General features: G+C 67.1%; 20 protein-coding genes. 4 read left to right on the top strand and 16 right to left on the bottom strand.

Translation table 11 applies throughout. The annotated features are described in order from the left end of the window. Positions 1-13: 13 nt before the first annotated feature. The 8 genes from G6N53_RS10165 to G6N53_RS10130 form a co-directional block, all read right to left on the bottom strand. Positions 14-847, bottom strand: a complete 834-nt coding sequence (locus G6N53_RS10165) for a cutinase family protein (RefSeq protein WP_371870812.1) — start codon at positions 845-847, stop codon at positions 14-16. A 189-nt stretch (positions 848-1036) separates the two neighbouring features. Then, entirely contained in the window at positions 1037-2227 is a 1191-nt protein-coding gene (gene tuf / locus G6N53_RS10160; RefSeq protein WP_159233649.1) for an elongation factor Tu, read from the bottom strand. Positions 2228-2477: 250 nt separating this feature from the next. Continuing rightward, positions 2478-4580 carry an elongation factor G gene (gene fusA, locus G6N53_RS10155; protein WP_163888356.1) on the bottom strand — a complete coding sequence of 701 codons (2103 nt, stop codon included), beginning with the start codon at positions 4578-4580 and terminating at the stop codon, positions 2478-2480. Positions 4581-4644: 64 nt separating this feature from the next. Further along, positions 4645-5115: a 30S ribosomal protein S7 gene (rpsG, locus tag G6N53_RS10150; protein ID WP_029115764.1), complete on the bottom strand. Its 471-nt coding sequence runs from the start codon at positions 5113-5115 to the stop codon at positions 4645-4647. Further along, positions 5115-5489 (bottom strand): 30S ribosomal protein S12, encoded by a 375-nt coding sequence (gene rpsL / locus G6N53_RS10145; RefSeq protein ID WP_011558401.1) that lies wholly within the window; start codon positions 5487-5489, stop codon positions 5115-5117. The genes rpsG and rpsL overlap by 1 nt, the downstream gene beginning before the upstream one ends. Positions 5490-5836: 347 nt before the next feature. Continuing rightward, positions 5837-6412, bottom strand: coding sequence for a TetR/AcrR family transcriptional regulator (locus G6N53_RS10140; protein ID WP_159233646.1), 576 nt, complete (start codon positions 6410-6412; stop codon positions 5837-5839). 63 nt (positions 6413-6475) lie between these two features. Further along, a complete protein-coding gene (locus tag G6N53_RS10135; protein WP_163888355.1) occupies positions 6476-7006 on the bottom strand; it encodes a DUF3558 domain-containing protein in 531 nt (176 codons plus the stop codon). Position 7007: 1 nt separating this feature from the next. Next, positions 7008-7562, bottom strand: coding sequence for a DUF3558 domain-containing protein (locus G6N53_RS10130; protein WP_163888354.1), 555 nt, complete (start codon positions 7560-7562; stop codon positions 7008-7010). A 119-nt stretch (positions 7563-7681) separates the two neighbouring features. Between G6N53_RS10130 and G6N53_RS10125 the strand changes: the two genes are divergently transcribed. After that, positions 7682-8062 carry a DUF3060 domain-containing protein gene (locus G6N53_RS10125; RefSeq protein WP_163888353.1) on the top strand — a complete coding sequence of 127 codons (381 nt, stop codon included), beginning with the start codon at positions 7682-7684 and terminating at the stop codon, positions 8060-8062. After that, positions 8062-8472 (top strand): DUF3060 domain-containing protein, encoded by a 411-nt coding sequence (locus G6N53_RS10120; RefSeq protein WP_163895706.1) that lies wholly within the window; start codon positions 8062-8064, stop codon positions 8470-8472. Before G6N53_RS10125 ends, G6N53_RS10120 begins: the two co-directional genes overlap by 1 nt. On the opposite strand, the gene G6N53_RS10115 is transcribed toward G6N53_RS10120, so the two are convergent. The 6 genes from G6N53_RS10115 to G6N53_RS10090 all read right to left on the bottom strand — a co-directional run bounded on the left by G6N53_RS10115 (position 8473) and on the right by G6N53_RS10090 (position 14580). Continuing rightward, the gene (locus G6N53_RS10115) at positions 8473-9243 is read right to left on the bottom strand and encodes a crotonase/enoyl-CoA hydratase family protein (protein WP_163888352.1); all 771 of its coding nucleotides are present in this window, start codon (positions 9241-9243) and stop codon (positions 8473-8475) included. It lies immediately after the preceding gene. Next, positions 9240-9953, bottom strand: coding sequence for a PaaX family transcriptional regulator C-terminal domain-containing protein (locus G6N53_RS10110; RefSeq protein WP_163895704.1), 714 nt, complete (start codon positions 9951-9953; stop codon positions 9240-9242). Before G6N53_RS10110 ends, G6N53_RS10115 begins: the two co-directional genes overlap by 4 nt. A 23-nt stretch (positions 9954-9976) precedes the next feature. Then, complete coding sequence (locus G6N53_RS10105) at positions 9977-10915, bottom strand: crotonase/enoyl-CoA hydratase family protein (RefSeq protein WP_163888351.1); 939 nt, start codon at positions 10913-10915, stop codon at positions 9977-9979. Next, positions 10912-12543, bottom strand: coding sequence for an acyl-CoA dehydrogenase family protein (locus G6N53_RS10100; RefSeq protein ID WP_163888350.1), 1632 nt, complete (start codon positions 12541-12543; stop codon positions 10912-10914). Before G6N53_RS10100 ends, G6N53_RS10105 begins: the two co-directional genes overlap by 4 nt. Before the next feature lie 54 nt (positions 12544-12597). Continuing rightward, positions 12598-13668 (bottom strand): phosphatase PAP2 family protein, encoded by a 1071-nt coding sequence (locus G6N53_RS10095; protein WP_237166723.1) that lies wholly within the window; start codon positions 13666-13668, stop codon positions 12598-12600. A gap of 159 nt (positions 13669-13827) precedes the next feature. Next, positions 13828-14580: a deoxyribonuclease IV gene (locus tag G6N53_RS10090; RefSeq protein ID WP_163888348.1), complete on the bottom strand. Its 753-nt coding sequence runs from the start codon at positions 14578-14580 to the stop codon at positions 13828-13830. 61 nt (positions 14581-14641) lie between these two features. On the opposite strand from G6N53_RS10090, the gene G6N53_RS10085 reads away from it, so the two are divergent. Both G6N53_RS10085 and G6N53_RS10080 read left to right on the top strand, forming a co-directional pair. Further along, positions 14642-15031 (top strand): carboxymuconolactone decarboxylase family protein, encoded by a 390-nt coding sequence (locus tag G6N53_RS10085; RefSeq protein ID WP_163888347.1) that lies wholly within the window; start codon positions 14642-14644, stop codon positions 15029-15031. An 8-nt stretch (positions 15032-15039) separates the two neighbouring features. Continuing rightward, the gene (locus G6N53_RS10080; RefSeq protein ID WP_163888346.1) at positions 15040-15945 is read left to right on the top strand and encodes an NAD(P)-dependent oxidoreductase; all 906 of its coding nucleotides are present in this window, start codon (positions 15040-15042) and stop codon (positions 15943-15945) included. A 16-nt stretch (positions 15946-15961) separates the two neighbouring features. Here G6N53_RS10080 and G6N53_RS10075 read toward each other — a convergent pair whose 3' ends face one another. Both G6N53_RS10075 and G6N53_RS10070 read right to left on the bottom strand, forming a co-directional pair. Continuing rightward, positions 15962-16609, bottom strand: coding sequence for a dihydrofolate reductase family protein (locus G6N53_RS10075; protein ID WP_163888345.1), 648 nt, complete (start codon positions 16607-16609; stop codon positions 15962-15964). 137 nt (positions 16610-16746) lie between these two features. Next, a complete protein-coding gene (locus G6N53_RS10070; RefSeq protein WP_163888344.1) occupies positions 16747-20700 on the bottom strand; it encodes a DNA-directed RNA polymerase subunit beta' in 3954 nt (1317 codons plus the stop codon). Positions 20701-20750: the final 50 nt, after the last annotated feature.

The following is a 20750-nucleotide window of genomic DNA, read 5'->3' as shown; positions in this document are numbered from 1 at the left end:
CCAAAAGGGCGGATCAACCGGCCGCGAGCACCCTCGGATTCGCGATCTGGTTGTCGACAGGCGCCGGCCCGAGCAGCTGGTACAGCGGCCAGGTCCACGGAGTCCCGGTCGACGAGCGCGCATAACTGGTGTGCACGTCGACCGATGCGGAGGAGACGTCCTCGGCGTCGGGGTCGTAGTCGCAGACGGCGTCGCCGACGTCGCAGATGCTGATCGTGCGGCTGCCGATCGAGACGGGCAGCGGAGCCGGTGCATGGGCCAGGATCGGCCAGTCCTGAGCGACGCCCTTACCGGCACCGGGTACAGCGGTGACCGTGCCCATGTTCAGTGTGGGGTCCTGCGGCAGCCGGTCACCATCCGCGATCAGCAACGCGGCGGCCAGGTTCGGGCTGGCGTCGAGCGCATGCAGGTTGCGGTGCACCACCATCGCGCCCTGCGAGTAACCGGCGAGCACCACCCTGGTGGTCGGGCACTGCGCGACGAACGCGGCGTACTGCTGGCCCAGCGCGGCGGCGCCGGTGTCGACGCTGCCCATGAAGCCGGCCCAGTCGAGGATGCCGCCGTCCAGCGGCACCGCGGTGGCCGGGTACTCGACGGCCTCGGCGGTGATCGTGCGACCGTCACGCGCCAGCAGCGTCTGCAGGTCGTTGAAGGACTTGTGGACCACCCGGCCCATCCCGGCGTCGGCGGCCAGCAGCGCCCCGTCACGCTCACCGGAACCGGCGGCGCCGATCAGGTGGACGTCGGGGCAGGCGGGCTGCGCCTGCGCGGTGGCCATGGTCAGGGAAGCGAAGGCAGCGCCACCGATGACGGCGGCGCTGACCAACGATGCGAAACGGCGAACCAAGACACCCTCAATCAATTTGCGGCCGACCCCTCTGCGGCCGTTGCCCGGTACATCGGGTTACCGGTTCCGGCCGTTACAGCGTGCTCGCCCGCAAACGAAAGTGGCGCCCACCCTTGCGGGTGAGCGCCACTGTTCGCTGCGAAGTTAGATCACTTAGATGATCACCGTAGGCATCCGATTCTGGACTGCCTACTTGATGATCTTGGTGACCCGGCCGGCGCCGACGGTACGGCCGCCCTCGCGGATCGCGAAGCGCAGACCCTCGTCCATGGCAACGGGCTGGATCAGCTTGACGGAGATGTCGGTGTTGTCACCGGGCATCACCATCTCGGTGCCCTCCGGCAGCGTCACCACGCCGGTCACGTCCGTGGTCCGGAAGTAGAACTGCGGACGGTAGTTGTTGAAGAACGGCGTGTGACGGCCGCCCTCGTCCTTGGACAGGATGTAGACCTGGCCCTCGAACTCGGTGTGCGGGGTGGTGGTGCCCGGCTTGATGACGACCTGGCCGCGCTCCACGTCCTCGCGCTTGATGCCACGCAGCAGCAGCCCGACGTTGTCGCCGGCCTGACCCTGGTCGAGCAGCTTGCGGAACATCTCCACACCGGTGACCGTGGTCTTGGTGCTGGTGGTCTTGATGCCGACGATCTCGACTTCCTCGTTCACGTTGACCACGCCGCGCTCGACACGACCGGTGACCACGGTGCCGCGGCCGGTGATCGTGAAGACGTCCTCGACGGGCATCAGGAAGGGCTTCTCGGTGTCGCGGACCGGGTCCGGGATCGACGCGTCGACGGCCTCCATGAGCTCCTCGACCGACTTGACCCACTCCGGGTCGCCTTCGAGGGCCTTGAGCGCCGAGACGCGCACGACCGGGGCCTCCTCGTCGAAGTCCTGGGCGGCCAGCAGTTCGCGGACCTCCAGTTCGACGAGTTCGATGAGCTCCTCGTCGTCGACGGCGTCGGCCTTGTTCAGCGCGACCAGGATGTAGGGCACGCCGACCTGACGCGCCAGCAGCACGTGCTCGCGGGTCTGGGGCATCGGACCGTCAGTGGCGGCGACCACCAGGATCGCACCGTCCATCTGGGCGGCACCGGTGATCATGTTCTTGATGTAGTCAGCGTGACCGGGGGCGTCGACGTGCGCGTAGTGACGCTTGTCGGTCTGGTACTCCACGTGGGAGATGTTGATCGTGATGCCGCGCTGACGCTCTTCGGGCGCATTGTCGATCTGGTCGAATGCGCGCGACTCGTTCAACTCGGGGAACTTGTCGTGCAGAACCTTGGTGATTGCTGCAGTCAGCGTGGTCTTGCCGTGGTCAACGTGACCGATGGTCCCGATGTTGACGTGCGGCTTCGTCCGCTCGAACTTCGCCTTCGCCACTGTGGTGTCCTCCTGGACTGTGTTGGTGCTTCTTCTAAAGCAGTGTTGATTTTTTCAGTTGTGTGGTCCCGCCGGACGACGGGGTCCGGTTTACTGACCCGTCGCCTTCGCGGCGTCGATTGCTCGACTCCGGATCAGCTCCGCGCCTCGGGCCTGGCGGCCCTCGATGCTCACTGACCCGTCGCCTTCGCGGCGTCGATTGCTCGACTCCGGATCAGCTCCGCGCCTCGGGCCTGGCGGCCCTCGATGCTCACTGACCCGTCGCCTTCGCGATGATCTCCTTCGACACGTTCGCCGGAACTTCTGCGTACGAGTCGAACACCATGGAGTAGTTCGCCCGGCCCTGGGTCTTCGACCGGAGGTCTCCGACGTAGCCGAACATCTCCGACAGCGGCACATGCGCCTTGACGACGCGGGCACCGCTGCGCTCCTCCATGGCCTGGATCTGACCACGGCGGGAGTTCAGGTCGCCGATCACCTCACCCATGTAGTCCTCGGGTGTGGTGACCTCGACAGCCATGATCGGCTCGAGGATGACGGGCTGTGCTTGCTGCGCGGCCTTCTTCAGCGCCTGCGAGCCGGCCACCTTGAACGCCATTTCCGAGGAGTCGACCTCGTGGAAGGCGCCGTCGAGAAGGGTGACCTTGATGTTCACCAGCGGATAGCCGGCAAGCACGCCGTACTGCATGGCGTCCTGCGCACCGGCATCCACCGACGGGATGTACTCGCGCGGGATGCGACCACCGGTGACCTTGTTCTCGAACTCGTAGGTCGCACCGTCCTCGCCGGTGAACGGCTCGAGGGAGATCAGCACCTTCGCGAACTGGCCGGAGCCACCCGTCTGCTTCTTGTGGGTGAACTCGACCTTGTCGACCTTGCGCTTGATGGTCTCGCGGTAGGCGACCTGCGGCTTGCCGACGTTGGCCTCGACCTTGAACTCGCGGCGCATCCGGTCGACCAGGATGTCCAGGTGCAGCTCGCCCATACCGCCGATGACGGTCTGGCCGGTGTCCTGGTCCAGGTGCACCTTGAAGGTCGGATCCTCCTCAGCCAGCTTCTGGATCGACAGGCTCAGCTTCTCCTGGTCGCTCTTGGTCTTCGGCTCGATCGCGACCTCGATCACCGGATCCGGGAACGTCATCGACTCGAGCACGACCTGATCGTTCGCGTCGGACAGCGTGTCGCCGGTCGTGGTGTCCTTCAGGCCGATCACCGCGTAGATGTGGCCCGCCGCAGCGGTCTCCACCGGGTTCTCTTTGTTGGAGTGCATCTGGAACAGCTTGCCCAGCCGCTCCTTCTTGCCCTTGGTGGCGTTGACCACCTGCGAGCCGGAGTCGACCTTGCCCGAGTACACCCGGACGTAGGTGAGCTTGCCGAAGAACGGGTGGGTGGCGACCTTGAACGCCAGCGCCGAGAACGGCTCGTCGGTCGACGGGTTACGCACGACCTCGACGTCTTCCTTGTTCGGCGCATGGCCGACCGCGGGCGGTACGTCCAGCGGCGAGGGCAGGTAGTCGATCACCGCGTCGAGCATGGGCTGCACACCCTTGTTCTTGAACGCGCTGCCGCACAGCACCAGGTACGCCTCGGAGTTGATGGTGAGCTTGCGCAGCGCACCCTTGATCTCCTCGGTGGACAGCTGCTCGCCGCCGAAGTACTTCTCCAGCAGCGACTCGTCGGTCTCGGCGACCGCTTCGAGCAGCTTGGTGCGGTACTCGTCGGCCTTGTCCTGCAGATCAGCCGGAATATCGACGACGTCGTACTTCTCGCCCAGCTTGGCCTCGGCGCTCCACACCTTGGCCTTCATCTCGACCAGGTCGACGACGCCGGCGAAATCGCCCTCGGCGCCGATCGGCAGCTGGATCGGGATGACGTTGGCGCCGAGGCGCTCCTCCATGGTGCGCACCGAGAAGTAGAAGTCGGCGCCGATCTTGTCCATCTTGTTGACGAAACAGATGCGCGGGACGTCGTACTTGTCGGCTTGGCGCCAGACCTGCTCGGACTGGGGCTCGACGCCTTCCTTGCCGTCGAAGACGGCCACGGCGCCGTCGAGCACGCGCAGCGAACGCTCCACCTCGACGGTGAAGTCGACGTGACCCGGGGTGTCGATGATGTTGATCTGGTTGTCGTTCCAGAAGCAGGTCGTGGCGGCGGAGGTGATGGTGATCCCCCGCTCCTGTTCCTGCTCCATCCAGTCCATCGTGGCGGCGCCGTCGTGTACCTCACCGATCTTGTAGCTGATACCGGTGTAGTAGAGGATGCGCTCGGTCGTCGTCGTCTTACCGGCATCGATGTGCGCCATGATGCCGATGTTGCGGACCTTCGTGAGGTCGGTCAGCACGTCCTGTGCCACGGCTAAATTCCCACTCTTTCGCTTGCTCGATAGGTGTTCTGTGTGCTGCCCCGAGGGGCCGTGATCACCAGCGGTAGTGCGCGAAGGCCCGGTTTGCCTCGGCCATCTTGTGGGTGTCCTCGCGTCGCTTGACGGCGGCACCCAGGCCATTGCTGGCGTCCAGGATCTCGTTGGCGAGCCGCTCCACCATCGTCTTCTCGCGACGGTTCTTGGAGAAGCTGACCAGCCAGCGCAGCGCCAGCGTGGTCGACCGCTCCGGGCGGACCTCGACGGGCACCTGGTAGGTCGCGCCGCCGACGCGGCGGCTACGCACCTCGAGGGCGGGCTTGACGTTGTCCAACGCGCGCTTGAGGGTGACGACCGGATCGGTGCCGGTCTTGTCACGAGCCTGTTCGAGCGCACCGTAAACAATGCGTTCGGCCAGGGATTTCTTCCCGTCCAGCAGCACCTTGTTCACCAGCTGGGTGACCAGCTGCGACCCGTAGACCGGATCGTTCACCAGCGGACGCTTCGGCGCGGGCCCTTTGCGCGGCATCAGCTCTTCTCCTTCTTCGCGCCGTAGCGGCTGCGGGCTTGCTTGCGGTTCTTCACGCCCTGGGTGTCGAGCGAGCCGCGGATGATCTTGTAGCGCACACCGGGGAGGTCCTTCACACGGCCGCCGCGCACCAGCACCATCGAGTGCTCCTGCAGGTTGTGACCCTCACCCGGGATGTAGGCGGTGACCTCGACCTGGCTGGTGAGCTTCACGCGGGCGACCTTGCGGAGCGCCGAGTTCGGCTTCTTCGGAGTCGTCGTGTACACGCGAGTGCACACACCACGGCGCTGCGGGCTGCCCTTGAGGGCCGCCGTCTTCACCTTGGCGATCTTGTCGCGGCGACCCTTGCGGACCAGCTGGTTGATGGTTGGCATGTACCGGCTTCCTGTGTAGCTCGTCGTTGTGACGTGTCGTTCTTCGTACTTCTGAAGTTCTGTGTCCTGCAGTTTTGCCCCTCCCCGTTACCCCGGGGCCGGGCGTGTCGCACGCGGCCGCCGAGGCAAAAATCGAGGCGGTGCCTGCTTTTCCAAAGCATGGCGGACATGCGAAGTTGCCCGGCGTGCAGGCATGCTCGTGAATCGCAAAAACCACCAGCGCCTTATTTGCCAGGCACGATCGTCCACAATACCAGGGCAGACCGCACCGATCCAAACCCGCCGAGGAGCGCTCAGGAGCGCCGTTCACGCAGGTCAGGGCCGCCCTCGATGCTACAGGCGATTCGTCATCGACTTCGCATGCCGGCCGCCAGCCTCATCACCATGTCCGTGAACACCGCGTCGGTGTCGATGCCGACCATCACCCCGGTCATCTCCAGGAGCACGAACCCGTGCATCGCCGACCAGAACTCCAGCGCGGCGAAAAAGGCCGCCTCGGTGTCCAGTCCGTAGGCGGCCAGCACCGAGATCACCGGCGCCGCCGCGGCCCTCGTGACCTCGGTGAACTCCGGGTCGTCGCCGCCCAGCGGCATCCGGGTGAACGCCGAGTACCTGCCCGGATGGTGGTGGGCGTAGCTGCGGTAAGCGCTGGCCATCACCATCACCGCGTCGTCGGGACTGCGGCCCTGCCCGACGGTGCTGAGCATGTCGATGATGTCGCCGACCACCCGCATCCGCACGGTCCGGCGCAGGTCGTCGAGGCTGTGCACATGGTTGTAGAGCGACGGCCCCTTGGTGCCCAGTTGGTTGGCCAGCGCGTTGATCGTCAGCGCGTCCCAGCCCTCGCGGTCGAGGAACGTCAGCGCGGCGTTGACGATGGAGTCACGGCTCAGCCTCGCTGAACGCAGCGGCCGAGCTGCCATCTCGCGGTTCCCCCTCAGGTCGTCACGTGACCCTGTCGCAGGATGGGCCGGGTCAGCGAAACTCTAGTTCACCCGGTCCTGGCTCAGGCGCGCCAGCCGCTCGATGATCGTGCACAGATCAGGCAGCGTGGCCGAGTTCAGCGTCTGGATCGACCAGGTGATGACGTCGGCGCCCTTGGCGACGTAGATGCTGCAGGCGGTTTCGTCAGCCGCCTTGAAACCCTTGTTCCCGTCGATCGACAGTTCGGTCAGCGTGCGCCCGGCCAGCTCTTCGAGCTCGCGTTCGGTGTCCATGTCACTGCCGCGGTACCACCACGTGGAGATGCCCATGCCGGCTCCGACACTGCCGAACCCCAACTGTTCCTGCCAGAAACATCCCGCGTCGCTGACCACTGCGGGCGCGAACATCTCCGAGCCTGCCGCGGCGTCGACGTCGGCATCGGTGACCCCGTTGCAATCCACACTGCGGAAGCCTGCGCCGGACGACGCCCCCGGGGCGGGCGCAGGATCAGAGGGACCGGCGTTCCCACACCCGACTAGCAGCGCCGCCGACAGTGCCACGCCCGCCCGGGCCACAGATCGCAAAGTCGCCATCTCACATATCCGAACGCAGCGTCGCCGCCAGCAGCTTCTCGGCCTCGGCGCACGGCTCACCGGTGCTCGCGCCGCGGTACTGCACCCACCAGCTCAACACGCCGGTGCCCGCCGCGGCGGTGGCCGAACAGGCAGCGCCGGTGATGTCCCGGCGCGCCGAGAACGCGTCGTGGCGTTCCAGCACGATGTCGGAGACGACGGCCCCGCGCGCCTCCGCCAGCTCTCGTTCCCGGTCCAGGCTGCCGGTGCCAAACCAGGAGAACGTGACGTCGATGGTCTGCGACCCCGACCCGGAACGCCGCGACAGGATGTACTGGCACACCGCGCCGCTGTAGGGCCTGGTGATCTCGTCGGCCTGCAGGGTGTCCTGCACCGAACTGTCGTCGAGCAGTCCACAGCGGTCGTCGACGTAGCCGTAGCTGCGTTCGGGGTCCGGGACTTCGGACTCGGCCCGCTGCGCCGTCCCGCCGACCGAATGGGTGCATCCTGCCACCGTCGCCGTCGTCGTGACCGCCACGATGATGAATCTGCCAGCACGTTCCCAACTCCGCAGCATCGCCGCTCACGCTACCGAGCACACCTGGCCAAAGCGACCCGTGGCGAACAGGCGAAGGCCGACGACGCGACCGGCAGACGTCGTAGGCTTGGCGCGGGCCGGGCGACGTGAAGGGGAACATGGTGACTTCGAGGGCTGTGGGACGGGTGACGGCCGCGTGCGCGGTCGGCGTCGCGGCAGGGCTGGCGGCGGTGGCCCCGGTGGCACACGCCGAGAACGGCGACACCCACATCACCGGTCAGGGGGTCGTCCAGACCGTGGACTGCAACAACGCGACGCTGATCGTGGTGGGCACCGGCAACCAGATCAACGCGCTGGGCACCTGCTGGGCGGTCACGGTGCAGGGATCGTCGAACGTGGTCATCGCCGACAACGTCATCAACGACATCACCGTCTACGGCTGGGACCAGACGGTGTTCTACAAGAACGGCGCGCCCGTCGTCTGGGACCGGGGCCGCGAACTGGGGATGACGAACCGCATCGGCCAGGTGTCGACGTGATGGCGCCGCAGCGGTTGGCCGGCTGGATGTGCGCCGCGGCACTGTCGGCGACGTTCGGGTTGACCGCGTGCGGCTCTGACAGTTCGGACAGCGCCGATCCGACGGCCACGGCCGGTTCCTCCGGCGCCCAGGTGGAGATCGGCAACACCATCAACTACGGCTCGTTCGGCACCACCGCCGACATCGACTGCGCCGACGGCAAGTCGCTCAACGTCGGCGGTTCCAACAACACGCTGACCGTCACCGGCACGTGCGCCAGCGTGAACATCGGCGGCGCCGACAACAAGATCACCTTCGACCGGGTCGACACCGAACTGTCGGTCGTCGGGCTGAACAACACCGTCACCTACCGCGAGGGTGAACCGAACATCACCGACACCGGCAGCAACAACAACATCAGCAAGGGCTGATCAACGCGGGGCGCCGTGGCGGCCCGCCCCGGCGGCGAACTGCGCTGCGCCCTCGAGTGATTCGGCCGCCACCCGGGACATGCTGCCGAATTCGAAGTCCATGGCATCGGCTTCGGACCGGCCCCACTGCGTCAGCGCCGAACGGCGGTCGGCACGCAGACACTGCTGGGGCAACGCGGCGAGCTCGGCCGCCAGCTCCTCGGCGCGTTGCCGCGATTCACCCGACGGCACCACCCGATTGGCCAGGCCGATCGCCAGGGCCTCGTCGGCGGCCACGCTGCGGCCGGTCAGGATGAGATCCATCGCGCGGCTGTGACCGATCAGCCGCGGCAGTCGTACCGTGCCCCCGTCGATCAGCGGCACTCCCCAGCGGCGGCAGAACACCCCCATGATCGCGTCCTGCTCGACGACCCGCAGGTCACACCACAGGGCCAGCTCCAGTCCGCCGGCGACGGCGTGGCCGCTGACCGCGGCGATGACCGGTTTGGACAGCGTCATCCGGCTCGGCCCCATCGGGGCCGGCCCGGTACGGTGCACGGGGTTGGCTTCCGGCGTGCCGATGGCTTTGAGATCGGCTCCGGCGCAGAATGTTCCGTTGTCACCCCACAGCACCGCCACCGATGCGGAGTCGTCGCGGTCGAACGCCTCGAACGCGGCGAACAACTCCGCGGCGGCAGCGCCGTTGACGGCGTTGCGGGCCGCGGGGCGGTTCATGATCACCGTCGTCACCGGGCCGGAGCGCTCCACCCGTACTCCACCTGTATCGCTCATCGAACCTCCGCTAGTTCCACACCGTCTCGTCGCGCCACCAGTTCGGCGGCGAAATCCTCGTAGGCCTTCCGCAACGCGGCACCCGGCCAGTCGTCGGGAAGCAGCTCGTCGGGCAGCACCGGGTCGGTGAGCAGGTGACGAACCATCGCGGCGGCGACGGTGAACCGGCCCGGAACGTCCGGCGCGGCCGCCATCGCGGTCAGCATCTGCCGGCCGGCGTCGGCCCACCCGGACAGATCCCACAGCTGGGCGGCCAGCTCGCCGGGCGCCTCGTCCCGGGCACGCAGTACCCGCACCCGCTCGCCGACTTCCGCTCCGAGATCGACCTCGACGTTGTCGGGCCTGATCCAGACACCTTCGCGCAGCTCGGCAAACCGCTTGTCCTGCAGGCTGTTCCGCATCGCCGCGCGGGCGCGGGCCTCGGTACCGACGGTGGTGATGACCAGCACCGTCCAGGTGCCGTCCCACGCCCGCCTGCGCGGGTTGATGGCGTCGTCCTGGCGGCGCTGGCGGGCGAGAAGCCGGTCGGAGAGCCGGTAGCCGTCTTCGGAACGCACCAGATCTCCGGCGCCGACCATCCGCGTCAAAGCCACCCGCACCGTCGACTCCCGGATCCCGAAATCACCGGTCAGCAGCAGCAGTTGCGCGGCGGTCGCCCAGGCCGGGTGCGCGCCGAGCAGCACACTGAGCACCACCGAGCGGGCCGTCATCCGCGAGACCGGCTGCGCCACAGCTAGACCCCGGACGTGGTACGGCCGTGGTCGCCGAACGGTTCGTCGCGACGGCGCACCGCGTCCCGGAAGCCGTGCTCACGGGCGTCGGCGACGAAGGCGTGGCCCTCCGGGGTGTGGCGCGCGACGCCGTCGAACACCGTCGAGACCATCGCGCTGTTGGCGACGCCCTGGTTGAAGAGGGCGCTGTTCATCGCCAGCTTGACCATCATCAGCTGGTTGATCGGCATGGCCGCGATCCGCGCCACCAGTCGCTCGGTGCGCTCGTCGAGATCGGCGGGGTCAGGGGCCTCCACCGCCAGGCCCCACTCGGCGGCCTGCGCGCCGGTGATGCAATCACCGGTCAGGAGAAGACGTTTCGCGCGTTGATCGCCGAGGCGGTGCGCCCACAGTCCGGCAGCGGGAACGCCCCACACCCGGGTGGGCGGATAGCCGATCTTGGCGTCGGAGGCGGTGATGACCTGATCGGCGTGCAGTGCGATGTCGGTGCCGCCGGCCACGCAGTAGCCGTGGATCTTGACCACGGTCGGCTTGTCGGCGTGCATCAGGCTGGCGAACCCGCGAACGAAGCGGCTCATCATCTGGTAGTCGATCATCGGGTCCCACGGCTGATCCGGCAGGTGGTTGATCGCCTGGGTCTTCCCGGAGAGCACGGTGTCACGGTAGGGGCTGCCGCCACCGGCGGAGGAGGAACCCTCCGCGTAGGCGGACAGATCGAAGCCCGCGCAGAAGCCGGCCCCCCGGCCGGACACCAGGATCACGTGCACGTTCGGGTCCAGGTCGGCGCGCTCGACGAGCGCCGAGAGTTCCAGCGGGGTGTCGGCGACGATCGCGTTGCCCTTCTCCGGGCGGTTGAACGTGATCCGAGCGACTCGGTCGGTGACCTCGTAGGTCATCGTCTTCAGGTTGTCGAAGTCGACCGGCCTGATCGCATGCGTCACGACTTGATCTCCGCACGCTCGATGATCGGTGCCAGATCCAAGCCTCCCGGAAGCGTGCCGAACGCGCCCCCCCACTGTCCGCCGAGCCGGCTGGCCAGGAACGCCTCGGCCACGGCGGGATGCCCATGACGCACCAGCAGCGAACCCTGCAGCGCCAGCGAGATGTCCTCGGCGATCTTGCGGGCGCGGTACTGAACCGTGGCGAGGTCTGCGCCCAGCACGTCGCGCAGCGCGCCGACATGGGCGTCCAAGCGCCGATCGTGGCCGGTGGTGGCGTCGAGTTCGTCGAACAGCACGTCGATGCATTCGGGCCGGGTCGCGATCGCGCGCAACGTGTCGAGTGCGCTGACGTTGCCCGATCCCTCCCAGATGCCCATCAGCGGGGCTTCGCGGTAGAGCCGCGGCATCCCCGAGTCCTCCACGTAGCCGTTGCCGCCGAGGCATTCCATCGCTTCGGCGGCGTGTGGCGTCGCCCGCTTGCACACCCAGTACTTGGCCGCGGCCAGGCCGATCCGGCGCAGCAGCGTTTCGCGGTCGTCCCCGCGCACCGCCCGGTCGGTGGCACCGGCCATCCTCATCGCCAGTGCGGTCGCGGCCTCGGCTTCCACTGCGAGGTCGGCGAGCACGTTGCGCATCAGCGGCTGGTCGATCAGGTAGGCGCCGAATGCCTGCCGGTGTTGCGCGTGGTGCACTGCCCGCATCAGTCCGGTACGCATGCTGGTGGCGCTGCCCAGCGTGCAGTCCAGCCGGGTCAGGTTGACCATCTCGATGATCGTCGGGACGCCGCGGCCCTCCTCGCCGACCAGCCAGGCCGTCGCGCCGTCGTACTCGACCTCGCTGGAGGCGTTGGCGTGATTGCCCAGCTTGTCCTTGAGCCGCTGCAGGAACATCCGGTTGCGGGTGCCGTCGGGCAGGATGCGTGGCAGGAAGAAGCAGCTCAGGCCGTTATCAGCCTGCGCGAGGACCAGGAAGATGTCACACATCGGCGCCGAGGTGAACCACTTGTGCCCACGCAACGAGTAGGTGCCGTCGCCGTTGGGGGTGGCGTCGGTGGTGCCGGCGCGGACGTCGGAGCCGCCCTGTTTCTCGGTCATCGACATCCCCGCGGTGATGCCAGGCTTGGTCGTGGGCACCGCGAGTTCGGGGTCGTAGACCCGGCTGGTCAGCAACGGCTCGTAGACGGCGGCGAGCTCCGGGTTGTGACGCAGTGCGGGCACCACGGCGTAGGTCATCGAGATCGGGCAGATGTGGCCGGGTTCCGGTGTCCAGACCGAGGTCTTGGCCGCTCGTACGACGTGCGCCCCGGGACGGTCGTCGGCCCACGGTGCGGCGTGCAGACCGTGCGACACCGCCACAGTCATCAGCTCGTGGTATGCCGGGTCGTACTCCACCTCGTCGACCCGGTGGCCGTAGCGGTCGTGAGTGTGCAGGGTCGGTCGGTGCCGGTCGGCCAGCTCACCCCACCGCTGGGCGCGGGCGCTGCCCGCCAGCGCACCGAGTTCGGTGACCTCGTCGGCGCCCCATCCGCCCCCCTCCCGGACCAGCGCCTCGGCCAGCATCGGCGAGGCGGCCGGGTTGTGGTCCTCCAGCGGCGGGACCTGATTGGTGACGACGTGCGTGTCCGACATGCAGACACTGTTACATTATTTCGACGACTGCACAAGAACCTGTAATGCCCGACTTCAGGACGTCGACACCGGGTCCACCCCTTGGTTCTCGGTCAGCCGTCGTCGCCGCCGGTCGAACCATGCCAGCCCGGCGATCACGGCCGCTGCCAGCAACCATCCCAGGAGCAGGTCGATCACGTAGTGCTCGGCCGCGTAGACCAGCGTGAACGCCATGACCAGCGGATAGGCAACCAGCAGCGGGCGCCACGCACGATGCACCCGGTGCCACAGGAACGCCGCGAGCGCAGCCGACATCCCGGCGTGCAGCGACGGGATCGCCGCCACCAGGTTGACGCTGGCCTGCCCCTGGTCGAGCAGCGCACTGGCCGAGTGCAGGTTCAGGTTGCCCCAGCCGCGGCCGACGATGCGTTCGATCCACTGGTTGGCGCCGTCCTGCGAGGACTGCATCGCACCGAGAACACTGCCGTCCTCGACCCCCCGCGCGGACCGGAACATGCACCGGGGACCCGACGGCCCCCCTTCGACGTCGTCCGCGGTGCACCTGGCCGCGGCCCACGGCGGGGCGGCCGGCAGCAGCACGTAGATGATCAGCCCGATCAGGTTCATGCCGACGAACAACCGGACGAACGCCTTCCATTCCTCGCGGTCGCGCAGCCACAGGATGCCGGCGATCACGTACGGCAGGATGAAAAACGACATGTAGACGGTGCTGATCACCACCTCCCACCAGGGGGGTTCCGGCTGTTTCAGCTGCTCCTGCAGCCACACCGTCGGCATGGTGCCGAAGAACATCAAGCGATCCATGTCGGCCGGCCAGTGCCACAACGTGGGTCGCCCGACGAGGTCGGCCGCGCCCCGGCTCAGGTCATAGGCGATCAACAGAAGCGCGAACGGCAGCCAGTCACGCACCACGTAGAGCACTCGCCGGCCCTGACCGATGCTGGCGACGGCAAGACCGGTGCAGATGTACACCAGCAACAGCTCGCGGTTGAACGCGAAGCCCTCGGTGGCCGTCCGCCAGACCACCACGGTCGCCCACACCACGATCGCCGTCCACCGCACCACGCGCAGCCATCTTCTGCGCCGGGTAGGCAGCTGGGTCTCGGTGTCCTCGACGTGCGTCAGCGCAACCGACGACTGGTCAATCGACGACTGGTCAATTGTGGACACATCGGCCTTTCGACGCGGGAACCACATGAATTCCCGGCGTAAGACTAATTAACCGCGAAGCCACCCGCCGTTCAAGTTCAGATCGGCTATCGAAGTGTGATCAACGGACCGGTGTCAGTCGATGTGCTCCCGCAGGAACGCGATGTCGTCTTTGCGTCCCTCGTCCGACGTCTCACAGATGACCGGGGCGTCGGCCGCCTTGACGACGGCCGCCAGCAGCTGCGGATCGATCTGGCCGGTGCCGAAGTTCGCGTGCCGGTCTGCGCCCGAACCCGCGGCATCCCGCGAATCGTTGCAGTGCACCAGGTCGATCCGGCCGGTGATCGCCTTGATCCGCTCGACCGCGTCGACCAGGGCCTCGCCGGCCGCCCAGGCGTGGCAGGTGTCCAGACAGAACCCGATGCCCTTGTCTCCGATGTGGTCCCACAACCGGGCGATCGTGTCGAAATGCCGCGCCATCGCGTGATCACCACCGGCGGTGTTCTCGAGGTAGACGGGCACGTCGGTCTTGAGGCTGGCCAGCGCTTTGACCCAGCGCTCGAAGCCGGCCTCCATGTCGTTGTCGTCGGCGTGGCCGCCGTGCACGATGACGGCGGTGGCGTTGATCTCCGACGCCGCGTCGCAGGTGTCCTGCAGGATCTTGCGGGACGGAATCCGGACCCGGTTGTTCGCCGAGGCGACGTTGATCAAGTACGGCGCGTGCACGTAGATCGGCATCGGAGAGGCCTTGAGGACCTCGGCGTCGTCACGCGGTGGCGGCTTCTTCCAGCTCTGCGGGTTGCCGAGGAAGAACTGCACCACGTCGGCGCCGTCAGCCTGCGCGGCGGCCAGGGGATCATCACCATGGACATGCGAACCAATGAGCACGGCGTTGATTCTAGTGACGTGAGCGGACACCTCCCTTGGTGAGCCGGGCACAATGCCGATCATGGATCAGCACACCTACGACCGAGGCAACGAGGTTCGCACCGCGGTCCTCGGCGAGGCCTACGTCCGCAACGCCGCGGCGAACGCCGACGAGTTCAGCAAGCCGCTGCAGGATCTGCTCACCGAGTACTGCTGGGGAGCGGTGTGGGCCCGCGACGGCCTGCCGCTGAAGACCAGAAGCATGCTCAACATCGCGATGATCTCGGTGCTCAACCGCCCCAGCGAACTACGCACCCACATCCGGGGTGCGCTGACCAACGGCGTCACCCGCGAGGAGATCCGCGAGGTGCTGCTGCAGGTGACGGTTTATGCGGGAGTGCCGGCGGGCGTCGACGCATTCCGCACGGCGCGCGAGGTGTTCGCCGACCTCGACGGTGAGAGAGGACGCTAGTGGCCGGCATGGATCTCGGGTTCATCGGCCTCGGCAACATGGGCCGCCCCATGGTCGCCCGCCTCGTCGCCGCGGGGTACCGCGTCGTCGTCTACGACGCCCGAAGCGAGGCAGTGCAGACGGCGGTGGCGATGGGCGCCCTCGGCGCTCAGTCGGTCGAGGAGGTCGGCGACCGAGCCGAGGCGGTGCTGGCCAGCCTCCCCACACCCGCGGTGTCCGAGCAGGTCGCCACCGGACCCGACGGGGTCATCGGCGGGAGCCGGATCAAGTACTTCATCGACCTGTCCACGGTGGGAAGCGATGTCGCCGAACGCAGCCACGGCCTGCTCGCCGCACAAGGTATCGCGGCATTCGACGCCCCGGTCAGCGGCGGCGTCGCCGGAGCGGAGAAGGGCACGCTGGCGGTGATGGTGTCCGGACCTCGCAGCGAGTTCGACGCCGTCGCCCCCGCGCTCAACGCGATCGGCCGGCCCATCTTCGTCGGCGACAAGCCGGGCGTCGCTCAGACGATGAAGCTGATGAACAACCTGGTGGCCGCGACAACCTTGGCGGTGACCGCCGAGGTCATGGTGATGGGCGTGAAGGCCGGCCTCGAACCGCAAGCCATCCTCGATGTACTCAACGCCGGTTCCGGGGGCACCCACGCCAGCCGCGACAAGTTCCCGCGCGCGGTGCTGCCCCGCACCTTCGACTACGGCTTCGCGACCGGCCTCATGGTCAAGGACGTGAGGCTGTACATGCAGGAGGCTGATGCCCTCGAAACGCTCACACCGATCGGCTCCGCGGTGCGGGCGCTGTGGGAACAGACCATGGCGGATCAGGGTGCCGACTCGGACTTCACCTCGGTCATCAAACCGTTCGAAGACGCGGCAGGGGTCGTCGTGGAGGGCACCGCCGGTCGCCGTCCCGACTAGTGGTGGCCCCGCAAGGTCAGCGCCGCCAGAACAAGTGGTGCGTCACTCCGCTCGGGCTCGGCACCACCTCGCGGTGGAACCGGTCGTCGAGCTCATCCGGAGACTTCCACAGTCGCGAGCCGGTGCCGATCCGCACGTCCGGGGAGACCGCCACGTGCAGGGTGTCGACGAGGTCGGCGTCGAGGAACTGCCTGATGGTGGCGGCCCCGCCGCCGAGCCGCACATCCTTGCCGCCGGCGGCCTCTTTGGCCCGCGCGGCGACCGTGTCGGGGTCTGCGGAGATGAAGTGAAACGTCGTGTCCGACAGCGTGAACGACGGCCGTTCATGGTGTGTCATCACGAAGACAGGAGTGTGGAACGGCGGCTCGTCGCCCCACCACCCCTGCCATTCGTGGTCTTGCCACGGACCGCGATGTGGGCTGAACTTGTTCCGCCCCATGATCTCGGCACCGATGTTGTTGCTGAAGTCGCGGGTGAAGTAGTCGTCGAGGCCTCGACTGCCGCCGGGCTCGCTGCGGTTCGGCCAGCTTGCCGTGGCCCCGCACCAGGCGAACATCGCACCGGGGTCGGCGTGGCCGAACGGACGCTCGAAACTCTGGTCCGCTCCGGCGCCGAAGCCGTCACCCGACACGTTGAAGTTCTGGACTCTGAGCAGCTGGACCACGTGTTCCTCCCTCGATCGTCGATTCACCCGAATGATGACCGGTGCAGCCGGTTCAAGTCATCGCCCGCCAACGAAAAAACCCCCGCCGTAGCGAGGGTCTTTCCGTTGATCGACTAGCGGTAGTCCTACCGGTAGTCCTACCGATAATCCGAGTAGCCGTAATCGTCCAGCGGCACCGCGGCACCGGTCGCCTGGCCGAAGTCCGGGCTGTAGTACTGATCCTCGTAGGACGGGATCGTGTACGCCGCAGCGCGGGCTTCTTCGGTGGGCTGGACCTGGATGTTGCGGTAGCGGCTGATGCCGGTACCGGCCGGGATCAGCTTGCCGATGATCACGTTCTCCTTCAGACCGTTGAGCCTGTCGCTGCGGCAGTTGATCGCCGCATCGGTCAGCACCCGGGTGGTCTCCTGGAACGACGCCGCCGACAGCCACGAATCGGTGGCCAGCGACGCCTTGGTGATGCCCATCAGCACCGGACGACCCGCCGCGGGCTCGTTGCCCTCGGCGACCACCCGACGGTTCTCCGACTCGAACTCGCCGCGCTCGGTCAGCGACCCGGGCAGGAACTCCGTCGCGCCCGAATCGATGATCGTGACGCGTCGCAGCATCTGCCGGACGATCACCTCGATGTGCTTGTCGTGGATCGACACACCCTGAGCGCGGTAGACCTCCTGGACCTCCTTGACGAGGTGGATCTGCACCTCGCGGGGGCCCTGGACGCGGAGCACCTCGTGCGGGTCGGCGGAGCCTTCCAGCAGCTGCTGGCCGACCTCGACGTGGTCGCCGTCGGTGAGCAGACGCTCGGAGCCGTCGTCGTGCTTGAACACCTTGAGCCGCTGACGGCGAGTGAGCTTGTCGTACACGACCTCTTCGCCCCCGTCATCGGGAACGATGGTGATCTTGTAGAACTTGTCGCTCTCCTCCAGGCGGATCCGTCCGGAGACGTCGGCGATCGGGGCACGGTTGCGCGGCACGCGGGCCTCGAACAGCTCCTGAACCCGAGGCAGACCACCGACGATGTCCTGACCACCGGTGACACCACCCTGGTGGAAGGTACGCATCGTCAGCTGCGTGCCGGGCTCACCGATGGACTGCGCGGCCACGATGCCGACGGCCTCGCCGATGTCGACCAGCTTGCCGGTCGCCATCGAACGGCCGTAGCACATCGCGCACACGCCGGTGCCCGTCGCGCAGGTCAGCACGGAGCGGACCTTGACCTCGGTGATGCCGGCCGCCAACAGCGCGTCGATCGCCGGGTCACCCAGGTCGTGCCCACGCTCGACGACGACGTTGCCGTCGGCGTCGACCGCGTCGGTGGCCAGCGTCCGCGCGTAGGCGGACGTCTCGATGTGCTGATCGCGGACCAGCGGGCCGCCGTCCTGCAGTTCGGCCAGCGTGACGTTGATGCCACGCTCCGTCTCGCAGTCGGTCTCCCGGACGATCACGTCCTGCGACACGTCGACCAGACGACGGGTCAGGTAGCCCGAGTCGGCGGTGCGCAGCGCGGTGTCGGCCAGACCCTTACGGGCACCGTGGGTGTTGATGAAGTACTCCAACACCGTCAGGCCCTCGCGGAACGACGACTTGATCGGCCGCGGGATGAACTCACCCTTCGGGTTGGTCACCAGGCCCTTCATGCCGGCCAGGGTGCGGGTCTGGGTGAGGTTGCCCGTCGCGCCGGACTTCACGATCGTGATGATCGGGTTGTCCTCGGGGTAGAACTCCTCCAGAGCCTTACCGACCTCTTCGGTGGCGTCCTGCCAGATCTTGACCAGTGCCTCGTTGCGCTCCGTCTTGTTCAGCGCGCCACGCTGGTACTTCTTCTCGATCGCGTCCGCTTCCTTCTCGTAGCGGTCCAGGATCTCCTGCTTCTGCGGCGGCACCAGCACGTCGGCCATGGAGACCGTGACCCCGCTCCGGGTCGCCCAGTAGAAACCGGCGTCCTTGAGCTTGTCGACGGTCTGTGCGACGACGATCATCGGGTAGCGCTCGGCCAGATCGTTGATGATCCGGGCCTGCACCTTCTTGTGCATCTGCTCGTTGACGAACGGATAGCCCCGGGGCATCAGCTCGTTGAACAGCACCCGGCCCAGCGTCGTGTCGGCGATCCAGGGGTCGCCCAACTTCCAGCCGTCGGGGAACTGCTCCGCCTCCACCTCGGCCGGCGGACGCAACTGCGTCAGCCGCACCCGGATCTTGGCGCGCACCGACAGGCCACCGCGGTCCAACGCCATGATGGCCTCGGCCGGCGAGCTGAACACACCGGACTCCGGCTCATCCTTGGCGGCAGGCACGTACTCGCCGAGGTCACCGTCGATCTCGGTGGTCAGGTAGTACAGACCGGTCACCATGTCCAGACGCGGCATGGCCAGCGGGCGGCCCGACGCGGGAGACAGGATGTTGTTCGACGACAGCATCAGGATGCGGGCCTCGGCCTGCGCCTCCGCGGACAGCGGAAGGTGCACGGCCATCTGGTCACCGTCGAAGTCGGCGTTGAACGCCTCACACACCAGCGGGTGCAGCTGGATGGCCTTGCCCTCGACCAGCTGCGGCTCGAAGGCCTGGATACCGAGGCGGTGCAGCGTGGGTGCACGGTTGAGCAGCACCGGGTGCTCGGCGATGACCTCTTCGAGGACATCCCACACCTGGGGACGCTGCCGTTCCACCATCCGCTTGGCGCTCTTGATGTTCTGCGCGTGGTTCAGGTCGACCAGACGCTTCATCACGAACGGCTTGAACAGCTCGAGTGCCATCAGCTTGGGCAGACCGCACTGGTGCAGCTTGAGCTGCGGACCGACCACGATGACCGAACGGCCCGAGTAGTCGACGCGCTTGCCGAGCAGGTTCTGACGGAACCGGCCCTGCTTGCCCTTGAGCAGATCGGACAGCGACTTGAGCGGACGGTTGCCCGGCCCGGTGACGGGCCGGCCGCGACGGCCGTTGTCGAACAGCGCGTCCACCGACTCCTGAAGCATCCGCTTCTCGTTGTTGACGATGATCTCGGGCGCGCCGAGGTCGATCAGTCGCTTCAACCGGTTGTTGCGGTTGATCACGCGGCGGTAGAGATCGTTCAGGTCGGAGGTCGCGAAGCGGCCACCGTCGAGCTGCACCATCGGGCGCAGCTCCGGCGGGATCACCGGAACCGCGTCGAGCACCATCCCCATCGGGGAGTTGCGGTTGCTCTGGAACGCCGCGACCACCTTGAGCCGCTTGAGCGCACGCAGCTTCTTCTGGCCCTTGCCGTTCTTGATGGTGTCGCGCAGCGAGTCGGCCTCGGCGTCGATGTCGAAGTTCTCGATGAGCTTCTTGATCGACTCCGCGCCCATGGCGCCCTCGAAGTACTCGCCGTAGCGGTCCTGCAGCTCGCGGTAGAGCAGCTCGTCGACGATCAGCTGCTTGGGTGCCAGCTTGGTGAACGTCGTCCAGATCTCCTCGAGCCGATCCAGCTCACGCTGGGTCCGGTCACGGAGCTGACGCATCTCACGCTCGCCGCCGTCCCGCACCTTGCGCTTGACGTCGGACTTCGCGCCCTCTTCCTCGAGCTCCTTCATGTCGGCCTCGAGCTTCTGGGCCCGGGCCTCCAGGTCGGCGTCGCGCTGATCCTCGACTGCCTTGCGCTCGACGGCCATCTCGGCCTCCAGCGTCGACAGCTCGTTGTGCCGCATCTCGGTGTCGACCGCGGTGATCACGTAGGCGGCGAAGTAGATGATCTTCTCGAGATCCTTCGGCGCCAGATCCAGCAGGTAGCCCAAGCGCGACGGGACGCCCTTGAAGTACCAGATGTGGGTGACGGGGGCGGCCAGCTCGATGTGGCCCATCCGCTCACGCCGCACCTTGGCCCGGGTCACCTCGACGCCGCAGCGCTCACAGATGATGCCCTTGAAGCGCACCCGCTTGTACTTGCCGCAGTAGCACTCCCAGTCGCGAGTCGGTCCGAAGATCTTCTCGCAGAACAAGCCGTCCTTCTCAGGCTTGAGAGTGCGGTAGTTGATGGTCTCGGGCTTCTTGACCTCGCCGTAGGACCAGTTACGGATGTCGTCCGCGGTGGCCAGACCGATGCGGAGTTCATCGAAGAAGTTGACGTCTAGCACGTAACTCCCTTTCCCCTTGCGGGACTAGAAAATTTTCGGGTCAACGGGCG

Source organism: Mycolicibacterium hippocampi (assembly GCF_010723735.1).
GTDB lineage: Bacteria > Actinomycetota > Actinomycetes > Mycobacteriales > Mycobacteriaceae > Mycobacterium > Mycobacterium hippocampi.
Note: the sequence above shows the minus strand (reverse complement) of the source record. Positions and strands in the feature narration are given on the sequence as shown.